The organism is uncultured Bacteroides sp., assembly GCF_910585845.1.
Taxonomy (GTDB): domain Bacteria; phylum Bacteroidota; class Bacteroidia; order Bacteroidales; family Bacteroidaceae; genus Bacteroides.
The window spans coordinates 1-17,916 of sequence record NZ_CAJUHF010000001.1; the positions used below are offsets into that span (position 1 = coordinate 1).

Sequence of the window (17,916 nt, forward strand, 5' to 3'; positions counted from 1 at the left end):
GTTCAAGCGTTGGGTAATATCAGCATAGAACAATTTTGGTTTATAAAAATCCTCCCAATAATTGATACTATCTTGCGTTTCAAACCACTTGTTGTTGGTTTTCTTGCGAGCCTTAACCTTTTCACCATTGATTGTATAGGTCTTACCTGTCTGTTCCAGCCTTTCTTTTCCGAACGAAAGAAGATACTGTTTTACTGCTGGGTACTGTTCTATGTCATAGTGACGGGACGGGAATGTTGCTATAAGGTACTTATCAGCCCACTCATACCCATACCTCTTGATGTCCCTGCCACGAAGAATCGGTCGAATAAGTTCAGCAGTATGGGAACGTTCTTCATCCGTCTGACAATTCGACAAAATTTCTTCGCGTTTTTCTGTGTTGATAATAAACGCATCATTAAAGCCTGTCTTAATACCATAGTTAATTTGAATATCCCAATCCTTCAACGGTGTTCCCACCGCCTCTATTTTTCTCTTAATACTCTGCTCAATGGGCGAAAGAATCACCCATGAATCAGATGAAGAGAAGTCACACTCCACGCCCTGTTGCTGCACAAAAACGCTCAAATTCTTTACGCTATCCTTGTTTTGCTTATTGGTGACTGCGCACCATGTCTTGTGCTGGTTGGCAGATTTAGAAAAAAGTAGGATGTTGGTATCAACAGTCGCGCTTTCAAAAATTTTCACTCCTGCAAAGTCTATAAGCAGTTGCGGATTGGTGCTTTTAGCAAAGAAATCACGGGTTTTCTCGCCATAACCTGCACGCATCCACTTGTTGGATGTGATGTAGCAGAGGTGTCCACCATCCTTTAGAAGTTGCTGACCACGCTCATAGAAAAGACAATAAATGTCACCTGTGCGTGCGAATGTCTTATATCCGCAGTCCGCATACAGTTTCGCTAGCTCGCCACCGTTGTTTTGTAACTGGATATACGGTGGATTACCAATGACAATATCAAACGGATGTTCTGAAAGCCCAAACATCCATTCGGGGTCAAAGAACTTGCTCACTGCATTCTGGTCGTAAGGATTCCATGCGGCAAGTTGTATTGCATCTTCTGGTGCAAAATTATTGTCATCAGCCAAGAGCTTTGCCAACTTCTTGCGTAGTTCCTGGTCTTTCTCACGCAGTCGACGCTTGGCGGAAGCTGATTTTGCCATGAAGTGCTCATGGCGCACCTTTGCAAGCTCTTCCTTAGTAGGCTCAATCTCCGGATTTTCAAAAAGATTACGTTGTATATCTTGCTTTTTCTTAGCAATGAGAGAGTTGGCGGCGACAAACTTGGTTTCAAGGTTTGGCAATGTAGGTATTCCAAAGTTTGGTTTGGAGGCATCACGCTCACAATCTACAATGAGTGAAATAAAGAAGCGCAACTTGGTAATCTGCGCAGCTATACTCTGAATATCACTACCGTAGAGGCAGTTCTCAATAATAGCCAGTTTCTGTTCATACACGTTTGTATTAGGCTCGATGCGCTGAAGTACCTCTGCCATACGGTTGAGCAATCCCATTGGAAATGCACCTGAGCCGCAAGCTGGGTCAAGCACTTTGACAGCTTTCAACTTTTCAGCAATTGATTTATACTCTTCCACATGAGCTGCTTCATATTTGAAGTTAGGAGCAAACAATGAGCGGTTGAAGTCTGATTCTCCCAAATATGCAATCAGACTTTCATCGACCATGTACTTTACAATCTCACGAGGTGTATAGAAAGAGCCGCTTTGATTGCGAGCAGTTTCCTTTGTCTCAGGATTGTATGCACCGAGCAGATTCTCAAATACTTTACCCAATAGTTCAGGGTCAAGTGCAACTTGTTGTTCCTCAGGCGTGTTCTCCTCAACGGTGAAGTTATACTTGTTAAGAATGGAGAAGAGACCTCGTTTCTCATCAAAGAATAAAGCATTAGGAACAACAGCACGATAGCGATAGCGACCATCTGCAAAAGTGCGGTCGTTACGACTAAAACCATCAAAGTTGTATGCTTGTTCCACACCATCAATGGTCTTTGTCTTATCAAGGCACTCAAAGAGGCCACCGTTTAGGAACGGTACTTCTGCGAACATGTCAATCACTTGCTGCTCAGAAATAGTGAACAATTCTTCGTAGCGATAGAGTGTTTTGATGTCTCGTTTAGATGCAGTGGCAAATTTGCGTTTATTACCCTCCTCATCCTCAATTGCACGGTTGAGCGTTGCAAAGAAAAGATTTTGAAGAATAGCATTGTAGTAATTACCATTGGTAGTGCTTTTTTCATCAAAATCTTTCAGTATCGTATGAATATACTCAGGATCGAACAAACGATTGGGCACAAGATTTTTCTGCTTGATAAACCAAACGAACATGATACGGGTTATCATGCGAATAATCTTTGTTTCTATATCTTCTCTGTCATCATCTTCAATGGAAGTGTTGTTCGGGAAAGAGATACCTGTAGCAGGGGCTATAGCCCACAGATACCAGTCGAACAGTTCACCATAGAACTGCTTGGTGAGAGCTTCCACAGAGAACGCTGCCGTGATGTCGCTCAGTGTCTGTTTGCTGCTCTTTAAGGTTGTAAACTGGTCGATAGCAGTACGGCATCCACGTCCTTTTCCCAATAGATAAGTGTAGCGCATGGTGTCGGTAGATACTTTCTCGTATTCACCCTGCTTGTTGAATCCCCATGTTTCACTGACATAAGAGAAACGCAATACACTTTCGTCTTTACGGTAGCCAAAGACGAAAGCGCCGGCATAACCCATATTGCGCCAGTCGGAAGTGAGCATATCGCGAATACCACGACGGTTACGCTCAATATCTACTTTGTCGTTGAGTTCTACCTCATAGACGGCTATAGTTTCACCGTCTGAGAGAGAAATTTTACCCAAACTTAGTGCCTCTTTTGCCAGACGGCTATTCACTTTTATTGATATTGGAGTGCGCCAAAACTGTACTTTGTTGTGAAAGATGTCGTAAAGCAACTTTTGCCATGCTTCACGATTATATCTTGTCTCGATAACTTCTTTGTAATCCATATAAGTTTGCTTCTTTAAATGATTCAGATAATATGATTTCGGCTTCCGATTCTATCTGTTTCAGCATTTCTGCCTCTGCCATGTAGTATGGGGCATATTTATTTGCCATCTGTATAATCTCGTTCAAGGCTTCATCGTGTGTCATGCGTGCTTTGCCACTAACACGGCGTAGGTCTTTCTGAATTCGTTGTAAACGCTTGGAGATGTAAGTGATAACTCCGCGTTCTGCAAGTGTTTTCAGTTGAGCGACTTTCAGATACAATTCGCTGTCGTCAATCTCACGCATGAAATTAGAGAGCAGGTTAAGTGCGGTACTGACCTGTGCGCCACGACTTGAAGGATCGTCTTGACCAAATTCTTGATTTTTGATTTCTTCCTCTTGTATGGTGTGGAACTTGCGCAACGCTTTCTCAACATGGTTGTGGTGTTGCTCTATGCGTTCCACAGCCAGCTCTTCAGGTGTAGCCTTGAAGTATTTCAATGCGTCAAGCACAGAAAGTTCTTTCGCATTCTCTGATACGAGGAAGAACACTTTACGGAAGTTGGTTTTTAAAAACACGAGAGTATCGCCGGACAAAGTTACACCGTTAACTGCACGTGACGCACGGCCTGTACGACTACGAAGTGACAGTTTAGCTATTCGGTTATACTCACGGCGATTGGTCTTATACAATGTGCGTAGTTCTTCATAATAAGGCAACTCTTGGTTAAGGTCTTTCTTTTGCTCTTTCATCGCCTCATCAAAGAGCTTGCTCAGGTTGCGGTCTATCACCTCGTTTTGTGAGTAAATCTGATTATCCTCTCCAAATGTAGAGTGGAATGTCTGGATTTTACTTAGGACAATCTGATTAAGATTGATCTCCCTGTTACCCTGACGTGATGGGTAAAACACGTAGTTATAAATGTTTTTCGATGCAGAACCGATACGGTTCACACGTCCAATGCGTTGCATCAGTCGTGTAGAGTTCCATGGCGTATCATAGTTGACTATTACATTTGAGCGGTGCAAGTTGATGCCCTCTGCTAGTACGTCCGTGGTAAGGATGATATTGTAGTCGTTGAGCTTGTTCTTGAAGTTGGCATCAAAGTTCTCTCGAATGGTCTTGAAGAGGTTGCTGCGATTCTTAGCAGAGATAACCAATACGTCTTTGCGGTTAATGCGTTTCGCAAGATACTCTACGGTATCTACAGACTCTGAGAACACAACAAGTTTTTGCTCGGGATTACGCTCAACCTTGAATAACTCATGTTTCAACAGTTCATTGAACTTGGCAAACTTTGAATCATCAGCATCTGTCACAATCGACCAGTCTATGTACATTTGTTCAAGAATCTCCTGGTCTGCTCGAAGCAGATCAATGAATTCTGGGCGGAAATCATTTGCCGTAAACTTTGCATTCTTCGGGTTGTCCTGCGCCTTTGCATTCAGTTTTTCCTCAATTTCTTCCTCGCTCCATCCTGCTGCCAACAAGTTGTTGATATCAAGGTCTGGAGCAACGAACACCTTATTGTTGTTGAACATGTCAATCATGTTCTGATTGGCAATCTTGAAGTTCTCAATAGAAACTTGGAACGCATGGAAACTGCTTTCCAGACGCTTTACCAGTCCATTCTTACGAATTCCAGCCAAAGAGCGGCTGATGGTTTCTGCATTGTCATATAAACCATTTGCTGCTTCAGGCTTCAAATAAGCAATAGCTTGATAACGAGCATAACTCAGTTCCTTTGTCAGCGTGAGCATAGCTTTCTCAAACAAATCTGCCAAATGTTCGTTCAGTTCATAACGACTTTCTATTGGACGCTCCACCTTTGGGAAGCCATTCACATCTTTGTTGTAGCGTGGCACACTTTCGATGTCGGTACGGGTACGACGAACAGACAGAGGCTTTATGATGCGGTCACGCACTTGTTCTGCCAGTTTCTTGAATTTGGTCAAATCAAACTCTGGCTCATTACGAAATCGCTTGAACTCCTTGATGAGCGGACTAAAAAATGCCGTAAGATTAGCCACCCCATCAATGGTACAGTGTCGTGGGTCCTGAAAAAGGAGAATCTCATTGTAAATGTCAGCTGGTGAGTTATTCATAGGAGTTGCCGAAATAAGCATCACCTTTTTTTTATAGCCCTCGATATGACCTTGGTTGATGCGTGGCATCTTGCAGATTTCTTGCAACTGCTCGAAAGCGTTTGTTGTGTGAGAGCGAAACTTGTGTGCCTCGTCTACAAGGACTAGGTCGTATTCGTCCGCGTTCCAATAGTCATAGTTGTCTTCATCAAGCACTTTGTTCAAACTGCCATTGGTAATGAACTTGGTGTACTTGTCAATACCAAAGTCTTTGAAGGTTGTTTTCCAGTTTTGCTCAACAGCTGGAGGATACACGACAAGAATTTTTGTATTATCCCTGCCATTTTCCAAAAGAAATTTCTTTGCAATCATGGTGGCAATAACCGTTTTCCCTAGACCAACAACATCAGCGAGAAAAAAACCGTCATATCGCAGAAGTTTTTGATAACCTTCTATTACAGCATCCATTTGATAATCGTATTTCGTATACCCATCAGGAACATCCACAGCATTTTCGTTGTCAGACTCCATGACTCGGTCAGAAAAGTATTCCATCAACATCTTTATATAGAGATCGTATGGAGAAACATCCCCTTTGAGATAGGTACGCTCAATACTTGTTTTAAGTTCTTCTGCTGTAATCTCGCACCCCTCTGCCTCTTTCCAAAGTTCTTCAAACTCATCCTTGGCAAATTTCACATCGTCATATTGAGCCATTTTGACATTAAACTCATATTGCTTGTCGGTTGTAATACCCAAACCGTTCCCGGAGAGATTGCTTGATCCCGTAATAAGCATACCTTGTGTGTATTGGTTAAAGCCATCGGGATAGAGTACGTACATCTTTGCATGGATTTTCTTGGATGGATGGGCACGAAGTTCCAATTTCCCGTCTAACAAATCCTTGACCATTTGGAATATACCGTCTTCTACTTCCTTTTTGTATCCGGAATTTTCTATGTCTCGACGTATTTGTCGTAAGCAGTCCTCCTTTACTTCTTCCTCTGCACCAAAAAACATTTTTCCTTGGCGTACAGCTTCAACAATATATTTATCCACGTCAATACCAATTAGGACACGGGCCTTATTGATGTTGTCCAAAAATGGGCGCAAAGAAAAATAGCCTGATGCTCGGAGGAATCCAACCATAGCATCAAGGTTCTTTATTGAAGGATTGTTGCTGAGTACTCCCTCAAATTCACGCATCAGCGTGTTACCATTCTTGTTGGTAAATATATGTGAGTTTGTTTGAATGAGTGATTCGTTCATTTCTTGTGCCTCCTATATTTTTGGTTACTCGCATTAGGATGTTCTGGATTGGTCATTTCAAGATAGCCTGCCTCTACAAGCGACATTATATATGTTTGTCTATTCTTGCTATGATTTGTTACTCCTATTCTATCAAGAATTTCCTTGCTGCTGCGTGGCACACTACAGAAATTTACAATGTCTTTTTGCTTATTTGTTATTTTAGGACGCTTGGTGTCTAAGTAGTCATTGAGAGTTTCAGAGTTAGTGTCTAAGTCTGTGTTGGAGTGTCCAAGTCCTGTGTCAGGGTTGGTGTCTAAGTGTCTAAGTCCGGTGTCTAAGTTGGTGTCATAGCGTCCAAGTTTAGTGTCTAAGTTGCCATTAACTTGGTTACTTTTATTGCTAGCTTGGTTACTTTTTTCGCTAACTTGGTTACCTACTGGCCTATTTATAGTAATCACGAACTCATTTGTCCTATCGTTATTGGTGAACGAGACATTCATATCCTCAGACAAGGCACGAAGCATACCACTACCTGCTCCTGTGTAGGGGAGCAAATGGATGGCATTTGTGAAGAGGAACATATTGCGTGGCATGGAGGTTCCCACAACAATATCATCCACGGTAAGCCCATTTGGAAGAGTTCCGGGACTATGTATCTCCACCCTGTCGTCAAAAATGAAGATGCGAATAGGGGCTGTCGCATTCAGCGAGCGATGCACTAAAGCATTTACGGTGAACTCAACAAGGCTGATGTATGGAATCTCCAATACACCTTGCGAGTTAAATTCATCCCCAACCTGTATATGGCGTAAGTTTCGGGTGAAGAAATCCATAATAGTCTCAAACTGATGAAGCAGATTGCCTTCAATGTCGGCATCATTCACTTTATCACGAAATTGTGTACCGCCGAGATTGTTGCCAACGAAGCAGATACACTTTGCTGTCATTACCGGAAGCCAACGCTGGGTATACTTGCCAAACAATAACATTGCGGCCATTGTGATTTTTCCATCATAACGAATGAAGCGTAGGTTACGCAGCAGTTTCTCTCCATCGTGGCCGCTGGCAATAGCGGAGCAGACAGTATCCAAAGAGGCTTCGCGTAAAGCATCGCCCACGAGCCCTTTTCTCACTAATACTTTTTCAAACTTGTTGCTTAGGAAGGTTTTGATGGTATTCTCGTCCAAGTCCTTAATCGTAGCATCCCGAACCCCTGCTTCATCAGGCGAGAAACTGCCGCAGTCGGTCATCATCTCGGCAAGTTCGACATTATCGAACACCTTGCGCTTGTCGGCACCGTTCTTCACCCACACAATACCCCGATTGTCATGGTAAGGTTTATTCACCCCTTCTTTAATATGAGCCAAGACAAGACTTCCGCCATCTACTGAAATGGTTTCCACGTCCACAAGGATGGCAGGGACAACATTCTCTGATGCGATATTGCCAAGTGTATTCGTGGTTTCCTGCACTTCCAAATACGACAACGGATTGATGCTGCCAGTTTTGTCCTTCACGCCAACAACCAATGTGCCACCACGTGCATTGCTGAATGCCACCAGTTCACAACCGATGTCATAATTATCAAGGAGCCGCTCTTTGAACTGCACCTTACTAACCTCACCTGACTTTATCTGTTGAATAATATCTATTTCCTTCATTTCTTCAAATGTTTTTGGTTGAGCAGTCTACCTGCATCAATATTCAAAGCCTCTGCTATACGTAGGAGGTTTCTTGCGTCAGGCTGCATGGTATTCGTCACCCATTTGGAGACAGTAGCCCGATCTTTTCCTAATTGTTCTGCCAGCCACTTACTGCTTTTTTGTTCTTCGGCAAGCACTATCTTCAGCCTGTTAATCATTTCTTTTTCCATAAAAGACATTCTTTTCGGTGTAAAGATACAAATAAACCCTGAGAATCAAGATGAAATACATCAAAAAAGAGCATCTTATTATAAATAATTGGCAATAACATCAATCTTATTTCTTGTTTATAGCAGAATATATGGAAAGGATGGGATTCTATATCTCCCATTCAAATGAGGCAATAACAATATCCACTTTTCTTCACTCCCTCTCTCAATTCTGCGTAAACAATGCGTAAACAAACGGTTTCAGTTAGGGGTATTTAATGAGTCTTATAGAGGATAGCGAATTTTGCAACTAACTGATATTCAATCAAGATTGGTTAAGCGAGCTATCGCAGAATATCACATTATCGTTCTCATAATCTGGAGGTCCCTGGTTCAAGCCCAGGCTGGTCCACCGATAAACTCCTGTAAGTTAAAGGCTTATGGGAGTTTTCTTTTTATCATCAGTTTATGAATGTTGACAGAAATTCATCTGAAATCAGCTAATGTTGGTCTATTGTTGTTCCCTAATTATTTGAGATAACATGCTGACATTCAAAGCAGAGATACTAAAAAACAAACAGAAAAGCGATGGTACATACAATGTGAAGATTAGAATGACCTATAATAGAGAGGTCAAAAGGCTGGAAACCAACATCTTTGTCAGGCAAGAGGACTTAACCAAGTCTTTCAAGCTAAAGAATCCCAAGTTCATCCAAGAAGCAGATGCCATAGTAAGGCACTATCAAGAGGAATGCACCAAACTGCAAATTGATATAAACCACTATATCTTGGATGAAATTATAACCCTCTTGAAGGGAGAACAAAAGAAATCCCAAGAGATTGACTTCATCCAGTTTAGTAGAGAATGGATAGCTCATGCCACTATTAAAGGTGCTGAGAACTATACATCAGCCATCAATGCCTTTGTGCAGTTCCTTGGAAAAGACAAATTAGTTATCCAGCAACTGACAACTTCTTTACTTAAAGAGTTTATAGACTATCTTGTCAGGAAGAGAGAAGAAAGAATAAAAATGTTTAAGAAACAAGGTAAAAGGATTCCATCCAACAGGGTGGTTTCTTTATATCTTGGCAGTACCAGGCATTTATTTAATGAAGCAAAGAAGCAGTATAATGACTATGATAGGGATATAATTCTCATCCCTCATTCTCCATTTGAGAACTTCAAGATTCCCAAACAAGAAGCCATAAGGAAAAGGGCTATTTCTGCGGAAGACATATTAAGGATATACAAAATGCCTTATCTTCTTGATGGCAAAGGCAGGGAGAAAGTAGGCAGGTTTAATCTTGCAAAAGACTATTTTATCCTTTCTTTTGGATTGATAGGCATGAACTCTGCTGATTTATATTCATGTGAGGAAATCAAGGATGATATAATCATCTATTATAGAGCTAAAACCTCAGAGCGGAGAAATGACAAAGCCAAGATGAAAGTAAAACTGACGGGTATTATCAAACCTTTAGTGGAGAAATACAGAGATAGGACAGGTAAGAGGGTGTTCAACTTCTATAAGCACTATTCTACAGCAGATGGTTTCAATAAGGCTATCAACTACGGCTTGAAACAAATTGGAGAAATCTTGCAAATAGATGATTTGGAATACTACGCAGCCCGCCATAGTTGGGCTACCTTGGCAGTCAATAAGGCAGGTATAGACAAATATACAGTCCATGCAGCACTAAACCACATAGATGAAGCCATGAAAGTCACAGACATATACATTGAAAGAGACTTTAAGATTGAGAATGAAGCTAATTCTAAAGTTCTTAAATATGTGTTTGGCAGTGGTCTCCAGAAGTAAGTAGGTTTAAAAGAATCTCTATGGTTTATTGGATTATGGAGATTCTTTACTATTTTTGTTATATCAATAATTTCCTAACATAATGGATATGGATTATAAGGTAGATTTTATAGAAAAGAAGTGGTTACAGAGAAAATATCAACTTCAAAATTACTGGAACACATTTTAGGCTTTTTCATCGAGAAAACATCATCTTTCGTAGATTTTATTTTTAGTTTTTCTTTCTTTCCTGTACCTTTGTATTCGAATAGAAAGTAGTGCAAGGAGAACAGAGGATAATAGTTGTACTTATTCTTTCCCCTGTTTGATGTTTGGAGGAATCTTTGGACTGCTTTATCAGAATTTGTAGAGACTCTCTCTCTAAATAGCGTTTTTTTTCATGTATTATTGACTGTGCCGTTCCATATCCGTGAGGAGAGGGGACGGCTTTTCTTGGTGCAATATGGATGCCTTAAAGGCAGATACAAGACTATTTTTGTGGAATAACCAATTGTAATCCTTCCTGAAAAATGCTGAAGCCTCAAGAGCTATTGGCTCTCTAAAAGAAATGGTGTCATAGTTCTCTTTTTACGAAAAATGAAGGTGTGCCAAAACTCCTTTTTTGAAAAAATGGAGGGTGTGTCATAATGCCTTTTGACAACCTCAATTCTTCTAATTTGAGCATTATGATACACCCTTAAGTTTTGTCAATTTGGGCATTATGACACACACTAATTCTTTCAATTTGGGCATTATGACCCCTATTATTCACTCTTTTATATCAGGAAAACAGGGAAGGAAATGCATCTTTTCCCTCTTCTGCCTAAAAAAAGAATTAGCGCAGACTTACTTTCCTCCGATACACGATAACTAATGCCATAATTCCGATAACCATCAGTGCCAGTGCCGCATAAGCGATACCTTCCGTCACATGCAGGCTCTTCGGATCGAAGCGCATTTCGATGGTATGCTGTCCGGCAGGGACGTACATCGAACGCAAGATGTAGTCAGCGCGAGCAATGTCGGCCTTTTCTCCGTCAATAGTGGCTATCCAGCCATCCGGATAATAGATTTCGGAGAATACGGCTATGCCGTCTTTTGCATTGTCTGTTTCGTAGACCAGGCGATTCGGTTCGTAGCTTGCCAGACGGATGCTTGAGAGACTGTCCTTGTAAGAAACCGTCATATCTTTCAGCATTCCCTTGAAACGGACATCCACTACGGCTGTCTCGGTGGGCAATATGGCATGCAGGGCATCGATCTCCTGATTGGCATTGTCCACATACTCTATCTTATCTACAAACCAAGCATTACCGTTGGCATGCGGATTCATGACAGAAACGGTCTGCCCCTGTCCGACGGGAAGAATGAAGTATTTCGTGTTCAGCATGTTCAGTACACGGAATTTGGAAGCATCCACGCTGTCCATCTCTCCGCCGGTGCTGACGATAGCTTGATAAGCGGCTTGCATTTCGGGGGTAATGTGGTGTTCTATCATCTCCTGATAGCGGCGCAGCTTGGCGGCATGATAACCTGCCACGCTTTTGTGCCAGTAAGAAGTCCTGTTCTCGCTGAATGCATCGTTGGAAAGACTGAAGACACGATAGTTAGGATCGGGATCCTGCAGGATTTGCTCGTCGGTAGCCGTTTTCTTGAATGTATCGGTCTGTGCGGAACGGGAGATAAACTGGCCGTCGTGCAAGTAACGCTTGTTGACTCCCCACATATCCGTTATGCAGAGGATAGCAATACCCGCAATCACGATCTCTTTTTTGAGCTTTCTGCCGTAGTAGAGCCACAACAGTATGCAGCCAATCACGATGATGAAGAAACTGCGCAATGCGTCGGAACTGACCATCGAGGCACGCATCTCTCCTAAGTTGGCCAGTATGCCGGACAATTCTTCTTGGGGAATCATTCCCTGACTGACCGCGTTCTGCAACATTCGCGCTTCCTGCGCGGGGATAAACGAAGAGCTGAAAGCGCCAGGCATGATAGTCAGAATCAAAGCTACGCCTGCCGTCAGCCCGAGGCTGATACCGACAAATTTCAGTTCCCTTTTCAGTATCTTCGGCTCTTCCAGTATCTCTTTCAGGGTGAAGATGGCAAGCAGAGGAATCGTGAATTCTGCAATGACAAGGATGGACGACACAGCACGGAACTTGCTATACATGGGGATGTAGTCGATAAAGAAATCCGTCAGCGGCATGAAGTTCTTTCCCCATGCCAGGACGATGGAGAAGCACGTGGCTCCGAGCAGTGCCCACTTCAACGGCCCTTTGACAATGAAACAACCCAAGATGAAAAGGAACAGTACGAAAGCACCCACATAGACAGGACCCGACGTCATGGGCTGGTCTCCAAAGTATTGGGACAGCTGCTGATAGAGGCTGACGTACATCGGATTAGCCTTCTCCATTGCGGTCTCGTTGGCAGCAAGGGGAACGGAAGCACCGCCTTTGAAGTTGGGCACCAAAAGGGTCCAGGTTTCGCCGATGCCATAGCTCCAGTGCGTGATGTAGTCGCGATCCAGTCCGCTGCTGGTCTGCTTGGCGGCGTCGCCGGTTGTGACAAGCTCGCTTTTGCTGCGCATGGTCTCTTTGCTGTACTTATAGGTGTGGTACAGGTTCGACAGATTGATGCATACGCCGATGAGGGCGGCTATGGCAAGCACGCCGCTGGCTTTGCAGAACTGCGGTAATGTCTTGTTGCGCCATGCATCCTCAAGGTAGGCGCCTACGATGAACAGGATGACGAACAGGAAGTAATAGCTCATCTGCACATGGTTCGACAAGATTTGCAGGGCAACGAACAGTGCCGTGACGACGCCTCCCGCCAGATACTTCCCCCGATATGCCAGCACGATACCGGCTATTGTAGGGGGGATGTATGCCAGTGTGATGAACTTCCAGATGTGTCCGGCAGAGATCAGGATGAAGAAGTAGGAAGAGAAAGCCCACATCACTCCGCCCAAACCTGCCAACCACGACGGTATGCCGAATACGCGCAACAGGATGAAGAAACCCAGCATCAGGATGAAAGTCAGGTTCACGTAGGAGGGAAGGAACAGTTGGTAGGCTTTCTGTATCCATGTCAGTGGCCGGGTCGATTCGTAACTGGGGGCTATCTGATAGGTAGGCATGCCGCCGAACAGTGAGTTTGTCCAGCGTGTATATTCGCCGGTTTCCTCATGATATTTTGCCGCTTCTTGTCCGGCACCGGCACCGGCAGCAGTATCATGTTGGAAAAGAATGCGTCCCTCGATATCTGCCGGGAAGAAATAGGCGAACGAAAGAACTGCATAAACAAGAATGACCAGTAGGTCGGGAAGGATCTTCTTCATTGTATAAAAATGGAAAGTGGAAAATGGAAAGTGGAAAATGGAGAATGGAGAATGAAGAATGGAGAATAATTTTCCATTTTCACCTTTCCATTTTCCATTTTCCACTTATTTTAATAACGATAGTGTTCAGCCTTATACGGTCCGTCTACGCTTACGCCGATGTAGGCGGCTTGTTCGGGAGTCAGTTTGGTCAGCTTCACGCCGATCTTTTCGAGGTGCAGGCGTGCCACTTCTTCGTCGAGATGTTTGGGCAAGCGGTAAACACCGGTTTCATATTTCTTGTTGAACAATTCGATCTGTGCCAGGGTCTGGTTGGTGAACGAGTTGCTCATGACGAAAGAAGGATGTCCGGTGGCGCAACCCAAGTTGACCAGACGACCGTCGGCAAGCAGGATGATGCTGTGTCCGTCGGGGAAATAGTAGCGGTCTACCTGCGGCTTGATGTTGACACACTTGATGCCAGGGTAATGCTTGAGCGCATCTACCTGGATTTCGTTGTCGAAGTGACCGATATTGCAGACGATGGCTTGGTCTTTCATTTTCTCCATGTGGTCGATGCGGACGATGTCGATGTTGCCGGTGGTGGTGACAAAGATATTGCCTTGGGTGCAGGCATCTTCCATCGTGACAACCTCAAAACCTTCCATAGCAGCTTGCAGGGCGCAGATAGGGTCTACTTCCGTCACCAGCACACGGGCGCCGTATGAACGCATGGAGTGTGAGCAGCCCTTACCCACGTCGCCGTAGCCGCATACGACTACTACCTTGCCGGCAATCATTACGTCCGTGGCACGCTTGATGCCGTCGGCAAGCGATTCGCGGCAACCGTACAGGTTGTCGAACTTCGATTTCGTCACAGAGTCGTTCACGTTGAATGCCGGGAACAACAGTTTGCCTTCTTCCTGCATCTGATACAGACGGTGTACACCGGTGGTGGTCTCTTCGGACACGCCACGCACTTCAGCAGCTACGCGATGCCAACGTGTGGGGTCTTCTGCCAATACACGTTTCAGAATGGCGTTCAGTTCGATTTCGTCTTCCGCATGGGCTTCCTTGTCCAAGATGGAGGCATTGCTTTCGGCTTCATGTCCCACGTGTATCATCATGGTGGCGTCGCCGCCGTCGTCCACGATCACCGTCGGGCCTTTGCCGCCGGGGAAGTTCAGTGCCTGAAGCGTACACCACCAGTAGTCTTCCAGTGTCTCGCCTTTCCAGGCAAACACGGATACGCCTGAGGCGGCAATGGCGGCAGCGGCATGGTCTTGTGTGGAGTATATGTTGCAGGAACACCAGCGTACTTCCGCACCCAGTTTCACGAGGGTTTCGATCAGCACGGCTGTCTGGATGGTCATGTGCAGGGAGCCCATGATGCGGGCACCTTTCAGCGGTTTTGTTTCTCCATACTTTTCGCGAAGAGCCATGAGGCCGGGCATTTCTTGTTCTGCCAGATCGATTTCCTTGCGACCGAAGTCGGCAAGCGTAATGTCTGCCACCTTATAGGGCAGAGTAGAGAATAATTCTTTGGACATGTTTCTTACTAATTTAAAATAAAAGTGTTGCAAAGATAGAACATTCTGAGTGGTAGGGCAAAAGCTCTTTATCTTTTTTAACCTGCATTCATTGCGGGAACTGGCGTATCCCTCTCACAGGAGTTAACGTATTCCCCTCACAAGAGTTAATGCATCCCTCTCACAAGAGTTAATGCATTTCTTTCGCAAAGGTTGGCATATCCCTCTCAGATGATCGTGATTCCTTGTTTCTCACATAGCGCTACGCCCAGATCCTTCAACTTGAACTTCTGTATCTTACCGCTGCCCGTCATGGGGAACTCGTCAACGAAAAAGACATATTTCGGTATTTTGTAGCGCGAAATTTTTCCCATGCAGAAGTCTCTTACGTCAGATTCTTGCATGTCCACTCCCTCGTGCAGGATGATGAAAGCGCCTACTTCTTCGCCATATTTCTTTGACGGTATGCCTGCCACCTGCACATCCTTTACGCCTTCCAGCTGGTAGAGGAACTCTTCGATCTCGCGCGGGTAGATGTTCTCGCCGCCGCGGATGATCATGTCCTTGATGCGTCCGGTGATGCGGTAGTTGCCGTCCTCGTCTTTGATGCCGAGGTCGCCGGAGTGCAGGAATCCGTCTTTGTCGATGACTTCCGCCGTGGCCTGCGGATTCTTGTAGTAACCTTTCATGGTGTTGTATCCTCGGTTACACATCTCTCCTTGCACGCCTACGGGACATTCCAGTCCGGTCTCAGGATCGATGACCCGGACTTCGGTGTGTTCAAAATCCCGCCCAACGGTATTGCAGCGCACCTCGAACGGGTCGTCGATGCGTGTGGCGGTCATGCCCGGCGCGGCTTCGGTCAGCCCGTAGACGCTGGTCACTTTCATGAACATCTTCTCTTCCACCTGTTTCATCAGCTCTACGGGGCAGAGCGAGCCGGCCATGATGCCCGTACGCAGGCTCGACATATCGAACATGTCGAACATCGGGTGGTTCAGTTCGGCAATGAACATAGTGGGTACGCCATAGAGTGCCGTGCAGCGTTCCTTGTGTATGGAGGCAAGCACCACTAAAGGATTGAACCGTTCCACCATCACTTCCGTGCAACCGTGTGTCAGGCAGTTCATCGTGGCGAGCACCACACCGAAACAGTGGAACAGGGGGACGCAGACGCAGAGCTTGTCGTCGGCAGTGAATTTCATGTGTTCGCCTGTCAGGTATCCGTTGTTGGCGATGTTATAGTGGGTCAGCATCACGCCTTTGGGGAATCCGGTGGTGCCGGAAGTGTATTGCATGTTGACTACGTCATGGCAGCTGACCCGGCTTTTGAGTTCTTCCAGACGATTGTCTTCCACGTTGTCGCCCAGGAGCAGGATTTCTGCGGTGTTGTACATGCCGCGGTGCTTCTCCTGTCCCACGTAGATTACGTTCTTCATGTGCGGGAAGCGTTCGCTCTTCAGGTGTCCGCGTTGGCAGGTCTTCAGTTCCGGCAGCATGGTGTAGGTCATCTGCACGAAGTCGCTGTCTTTCTCGCCATTGACGATGCAGAGGGTGTGCATGTCCGAGTTCTCGCACAGGTATTCCAGTTCATGCTGCTTGTAGTTGGTGTTTACGGTGACGGCCACCGCGCCTATCTTGGCGCATGCATAGAGTATGGTGAGCCAGTCGGGCACATTGGCGGCCCACAAGCCCACGTGTGTGCCGTGCTCCACTCCTATGGCAGCCAGTCCTTTTGCCATGTCGTCCACCCGTTGGTTGAACTGCTTCCAGGTGAAACGCAGGTTACGGTCGGAATAGACGATATATTCTTTGTCGGGCGTGGTTTCCGCCCAGTGTTCCAGCCATTGGCCGAGGGTTCTTTCGTATAGCATAGCAATTGATAATTGTCAATTGTTTTCAGATCGGAGTATAAATTACTGCAAGTATCTTTGCTGCCTGCCCTTTGTATGCGTGTACGTGATGCGGCACGATAGAGTCGTAGTAGATGCTGTCTCCTTCTTCGAGCAGGTAGGTGTTTTTGCCGTAACTGATTTCCATGACCCCTTCCATGACCATGATGAACTCTTCGCCTTCGTGTGAGGAGAGCACGAAATCATTGTCTTCGGTGGCGGCCACGTCGATGATGAAAGGCTCCATGTGTCGGTCGGCTTTCGACTTGGAGAGGGAATGATACTCCATGTGCTTACGGCTCTGTATGGCATTGTTGGAGAAGCTGATGGTGTCTTTGGCTTCCGTCTTGCGGCAGATGGCGGGTCCTGTCTCGTCCTGATCGTCGAGGAATGTGCCCAGCCGGACGCCCAGCACGCGGGCTATCTTGATGAGCGGAGCCAATGAGGGCAGGTCGATGTTGTTTTCTATACGTTCAATCTGTTCCACGGCTAAGCCGGAACGTTCAGCCAATTGTTCCATGCTGATGGACTGGCTTTCGCGGAGAGACTTGATTTTTTCTCCGACAATCTTGCTGGTATCCATAATGATAGAATTTAGGGACTAAAAGTTATAAATCATAATTGTTAAATTGCAAAAATACAGTAAACTTTTACTTGTTGCAAGGATATGGGAAGAAAAGTTCTGATAAAGCCGGCGGATTTCTGTCATTTATTGAATATTTCTTTTGAATATTTCTATTTAACTTCGATATAGTCTTTACATTATCTTTTATGATTTCCTGATGTGTTTTCATACAGATAACCTATTGGCGAAATTAAATTAACCTGTTGGCGGAATTAAAATAGCGCATATCCGTTGGCGGAATTTAGAGCCTGTTTAAATTTTATTCAACCTAAATTTAAACAGGCTCTTAATTGAATACCGGATTTTATACGGCAATAGACGGGAGAACAGGCGGAGTTTTCTCTCCTTTTGCTTCTATAAAGTTAAAAAGTATAAAGAACTTGTGCTTTTGAGCTAAAAAACGCTGCGTGATTTGGTTTTTAGAAATTCAAGTGGTAAATTTACCTCGTTTAAGGATAATTCTATAATCCGCATTAGAGATTAGTTCCGTCCCTCGCATGGAGTCCCCGAAGACGGAGCGCAATGAACTGGGATATCTGCTTCTAACCGTGAATGCAAGCTAATTC

At 44.9% G+C, this 17,916-nt stretch carries 9 protein-coding genes; 1 reads left to right on the plus strand and 8 read right to left on the minus strand.

Going from position 1 to position 17,916, the window contains the following annotated elements; genetic code table 11:
- The 4 genes from QZ323_RS00005 to QZ323_RS00020 form a co-directional block, all read right to left on the minus strand.
- Positions 1-3,015 (minus strand): N-6 DNA methylase (locus tag QZ323_RS00005; protein WP_294631875.1); only part of this gene is annotated, 3,015 nt, incomplete at its 3' end.
- On the minus strand, positions 2,981-6,349 hold the full coding sequence (locus tag QZ323_RS00010; protein ID WP_294631876.1) for a helicase-related protein: 3,369 nt from the start codon (positions 6,347-6,349) through the stop codon (positions 2,981-2,983). The genes QZ323_RS00005 and QZ323_RS00010, both read right to left, overlap by 35 nt.
- The gene (locus QZ323_RS00015) at positions 6,346-7,992 is read right to left on the minus strand and encodes an RNA-binding domain-containing protein (protein ID WP_289753948.1); all 1,647 of its coding nucleotides are present in this window, start codon (positions 7,990-7,992) and stop codon (positions 6,346-6,348) included. Before QZ323_RS00015 ends, QZ323_RS00010 begins: the two co-directional genes overlap by 4 nt.
- Entirely contained in the window at positions 7,989-8,204 is a 216-nt protein-coding gene (locus QZ323_RS00020; RefSeq protein WP_008767280.1) for a helix-turn-helix transcriptional regulator, read from the minus strand. The genes QZ323_RS00015 and QZ323_RS00020 overlap by 4 nt, the downstream gene beginning before the upstream one ends.
- Before the next feature lie 521 nt (positions 8,205-8,725).
- Between QZ323_RS00020 and QZ323_RS00025 the strand changes: the two genes are divergently transcribed.
- A complete protein-coding gene (locus QZ323_RS00025) occupies positions 8,726-10,003 on the plus strand; it encodes a phage integrase SAM-like domain-containing protein (RefSeq protein ID WP_294631877.1) in 1,278 nt (425 codons plus the stop codon).
- Positions 10,004-10,817: 814 nt separating this feature from the next.
- On the opposite strand, the gene QZ323_RS00030 is transcribed toward QZ323_RS00025, so the two are convergent.
- The 4 genes from QZ323_RS00030 to QZ323_RS00045 all read right to left on the minus strand — a co-directional run bounded on the left by QZ323_RS00030 (position 10,818) and on the right by QZ323_RS00045 (position 17,308).
- Positions 10,818-13,325 (minus strand): YfhO family protein, encoded by a 2,508-nt coding sequence (locus QZ323_RS00030; protein WP_294631878.1) that lies wholly within the window; start codon positions 13,323-13,325, stop codon positions 10,818-10,820.
- A gap of 110 nt (positions 13,326-13,435) precedes the next feature.
- Positions 13,436-14,854, minus strand: a complete 1,419-nt coding sequence (gene ahcY / locus QZ323_RS00035; RefSeq protein WP_294631879.1) for an adenosylhomocysteinase — start codon at positions 14,852-14,854, stop codon at positions 13,436-13,438.
- 206 nt (positions 14,855-15,060) lie between these two features.
- A complete protein-coding gene (locus QZ323_RS00040; protein WP_294631880.1) occupies positions 15,061-16,707 on the minus strand; it encodes an AMP-binding protein in 1,647 nt (548 codons plus the stop codon).
- A 25-nt stretch (positions 16,708-16,732) separates the two neighbouring features.
- Positions 16,733-17,308, minus strand: a complete 576-nt coding sequence (locus QZ323_RS00045) for an XRE family transcriptional regulator (protein ID WP_294631881.1) — start codon at positions 17,306-17,308, stop codon at positions 16,733-16,735.
- Between the last annotated feature and the right edge of the window lie 608 nt (positions 17,309-17,916).

Coding starts and splice junctions, on each gene's coding strand:
- QZ323_RS00010 (WP_294631876.1), bottom strand. CDS start 6,349: ATGAACGAATCACTCATTCAAACAAACTCACATATATTTACCAACAAG.
- QZ323_RS00015 (WP_289753948.1), bottom strand. CDS start 7,992: ATGAAGGAAATAGATATTATTCAACAGATAAAGTCAGGTGAGGTTAGT.
- QZ323_RS00020 (WP_008767280.1), bottom strand. CDS start 8,204: ATGGAAAAAGAAATGATTAACAGGCTGAAGATAGTGCTTGCCGAAGAA.
- QZ323_RS00025 (WP_294631877.1), top strand. CDS start 8,726: ATGCTGACATTCAAAGCAGAGATACTAAAAAACAAACAGAAAAGCGAT.
- QZ323_RS00030 (WP_294631878.1), bottom strand. CDS start 13,325: ATGAAGAAGATCCTTCCCGACCTACTGGTCATTCTTGTTTATGCAGTT.
- ahcY (WP_294631879.1), bottom strand. CDS start 14,854: ATGTCCAAAGAATTATTCTCTACTCTGCCCTATAAGGTGGCAGACATT.
- QZ323_RS00040 (WP_294631880.1), bottom strand. CDS start 16,707: ATGCTATACGAAAGAACCCTCGGCCAATGGCTGGAACACTGGGCGGAA.
- QZ323_RS00045 (WP_294631881.1), bottom strand. CDS start 17,308: ATGGATACCAGCAAGATTGTCGGAGAAAAAATCAAGTCTCTCCGCGAA.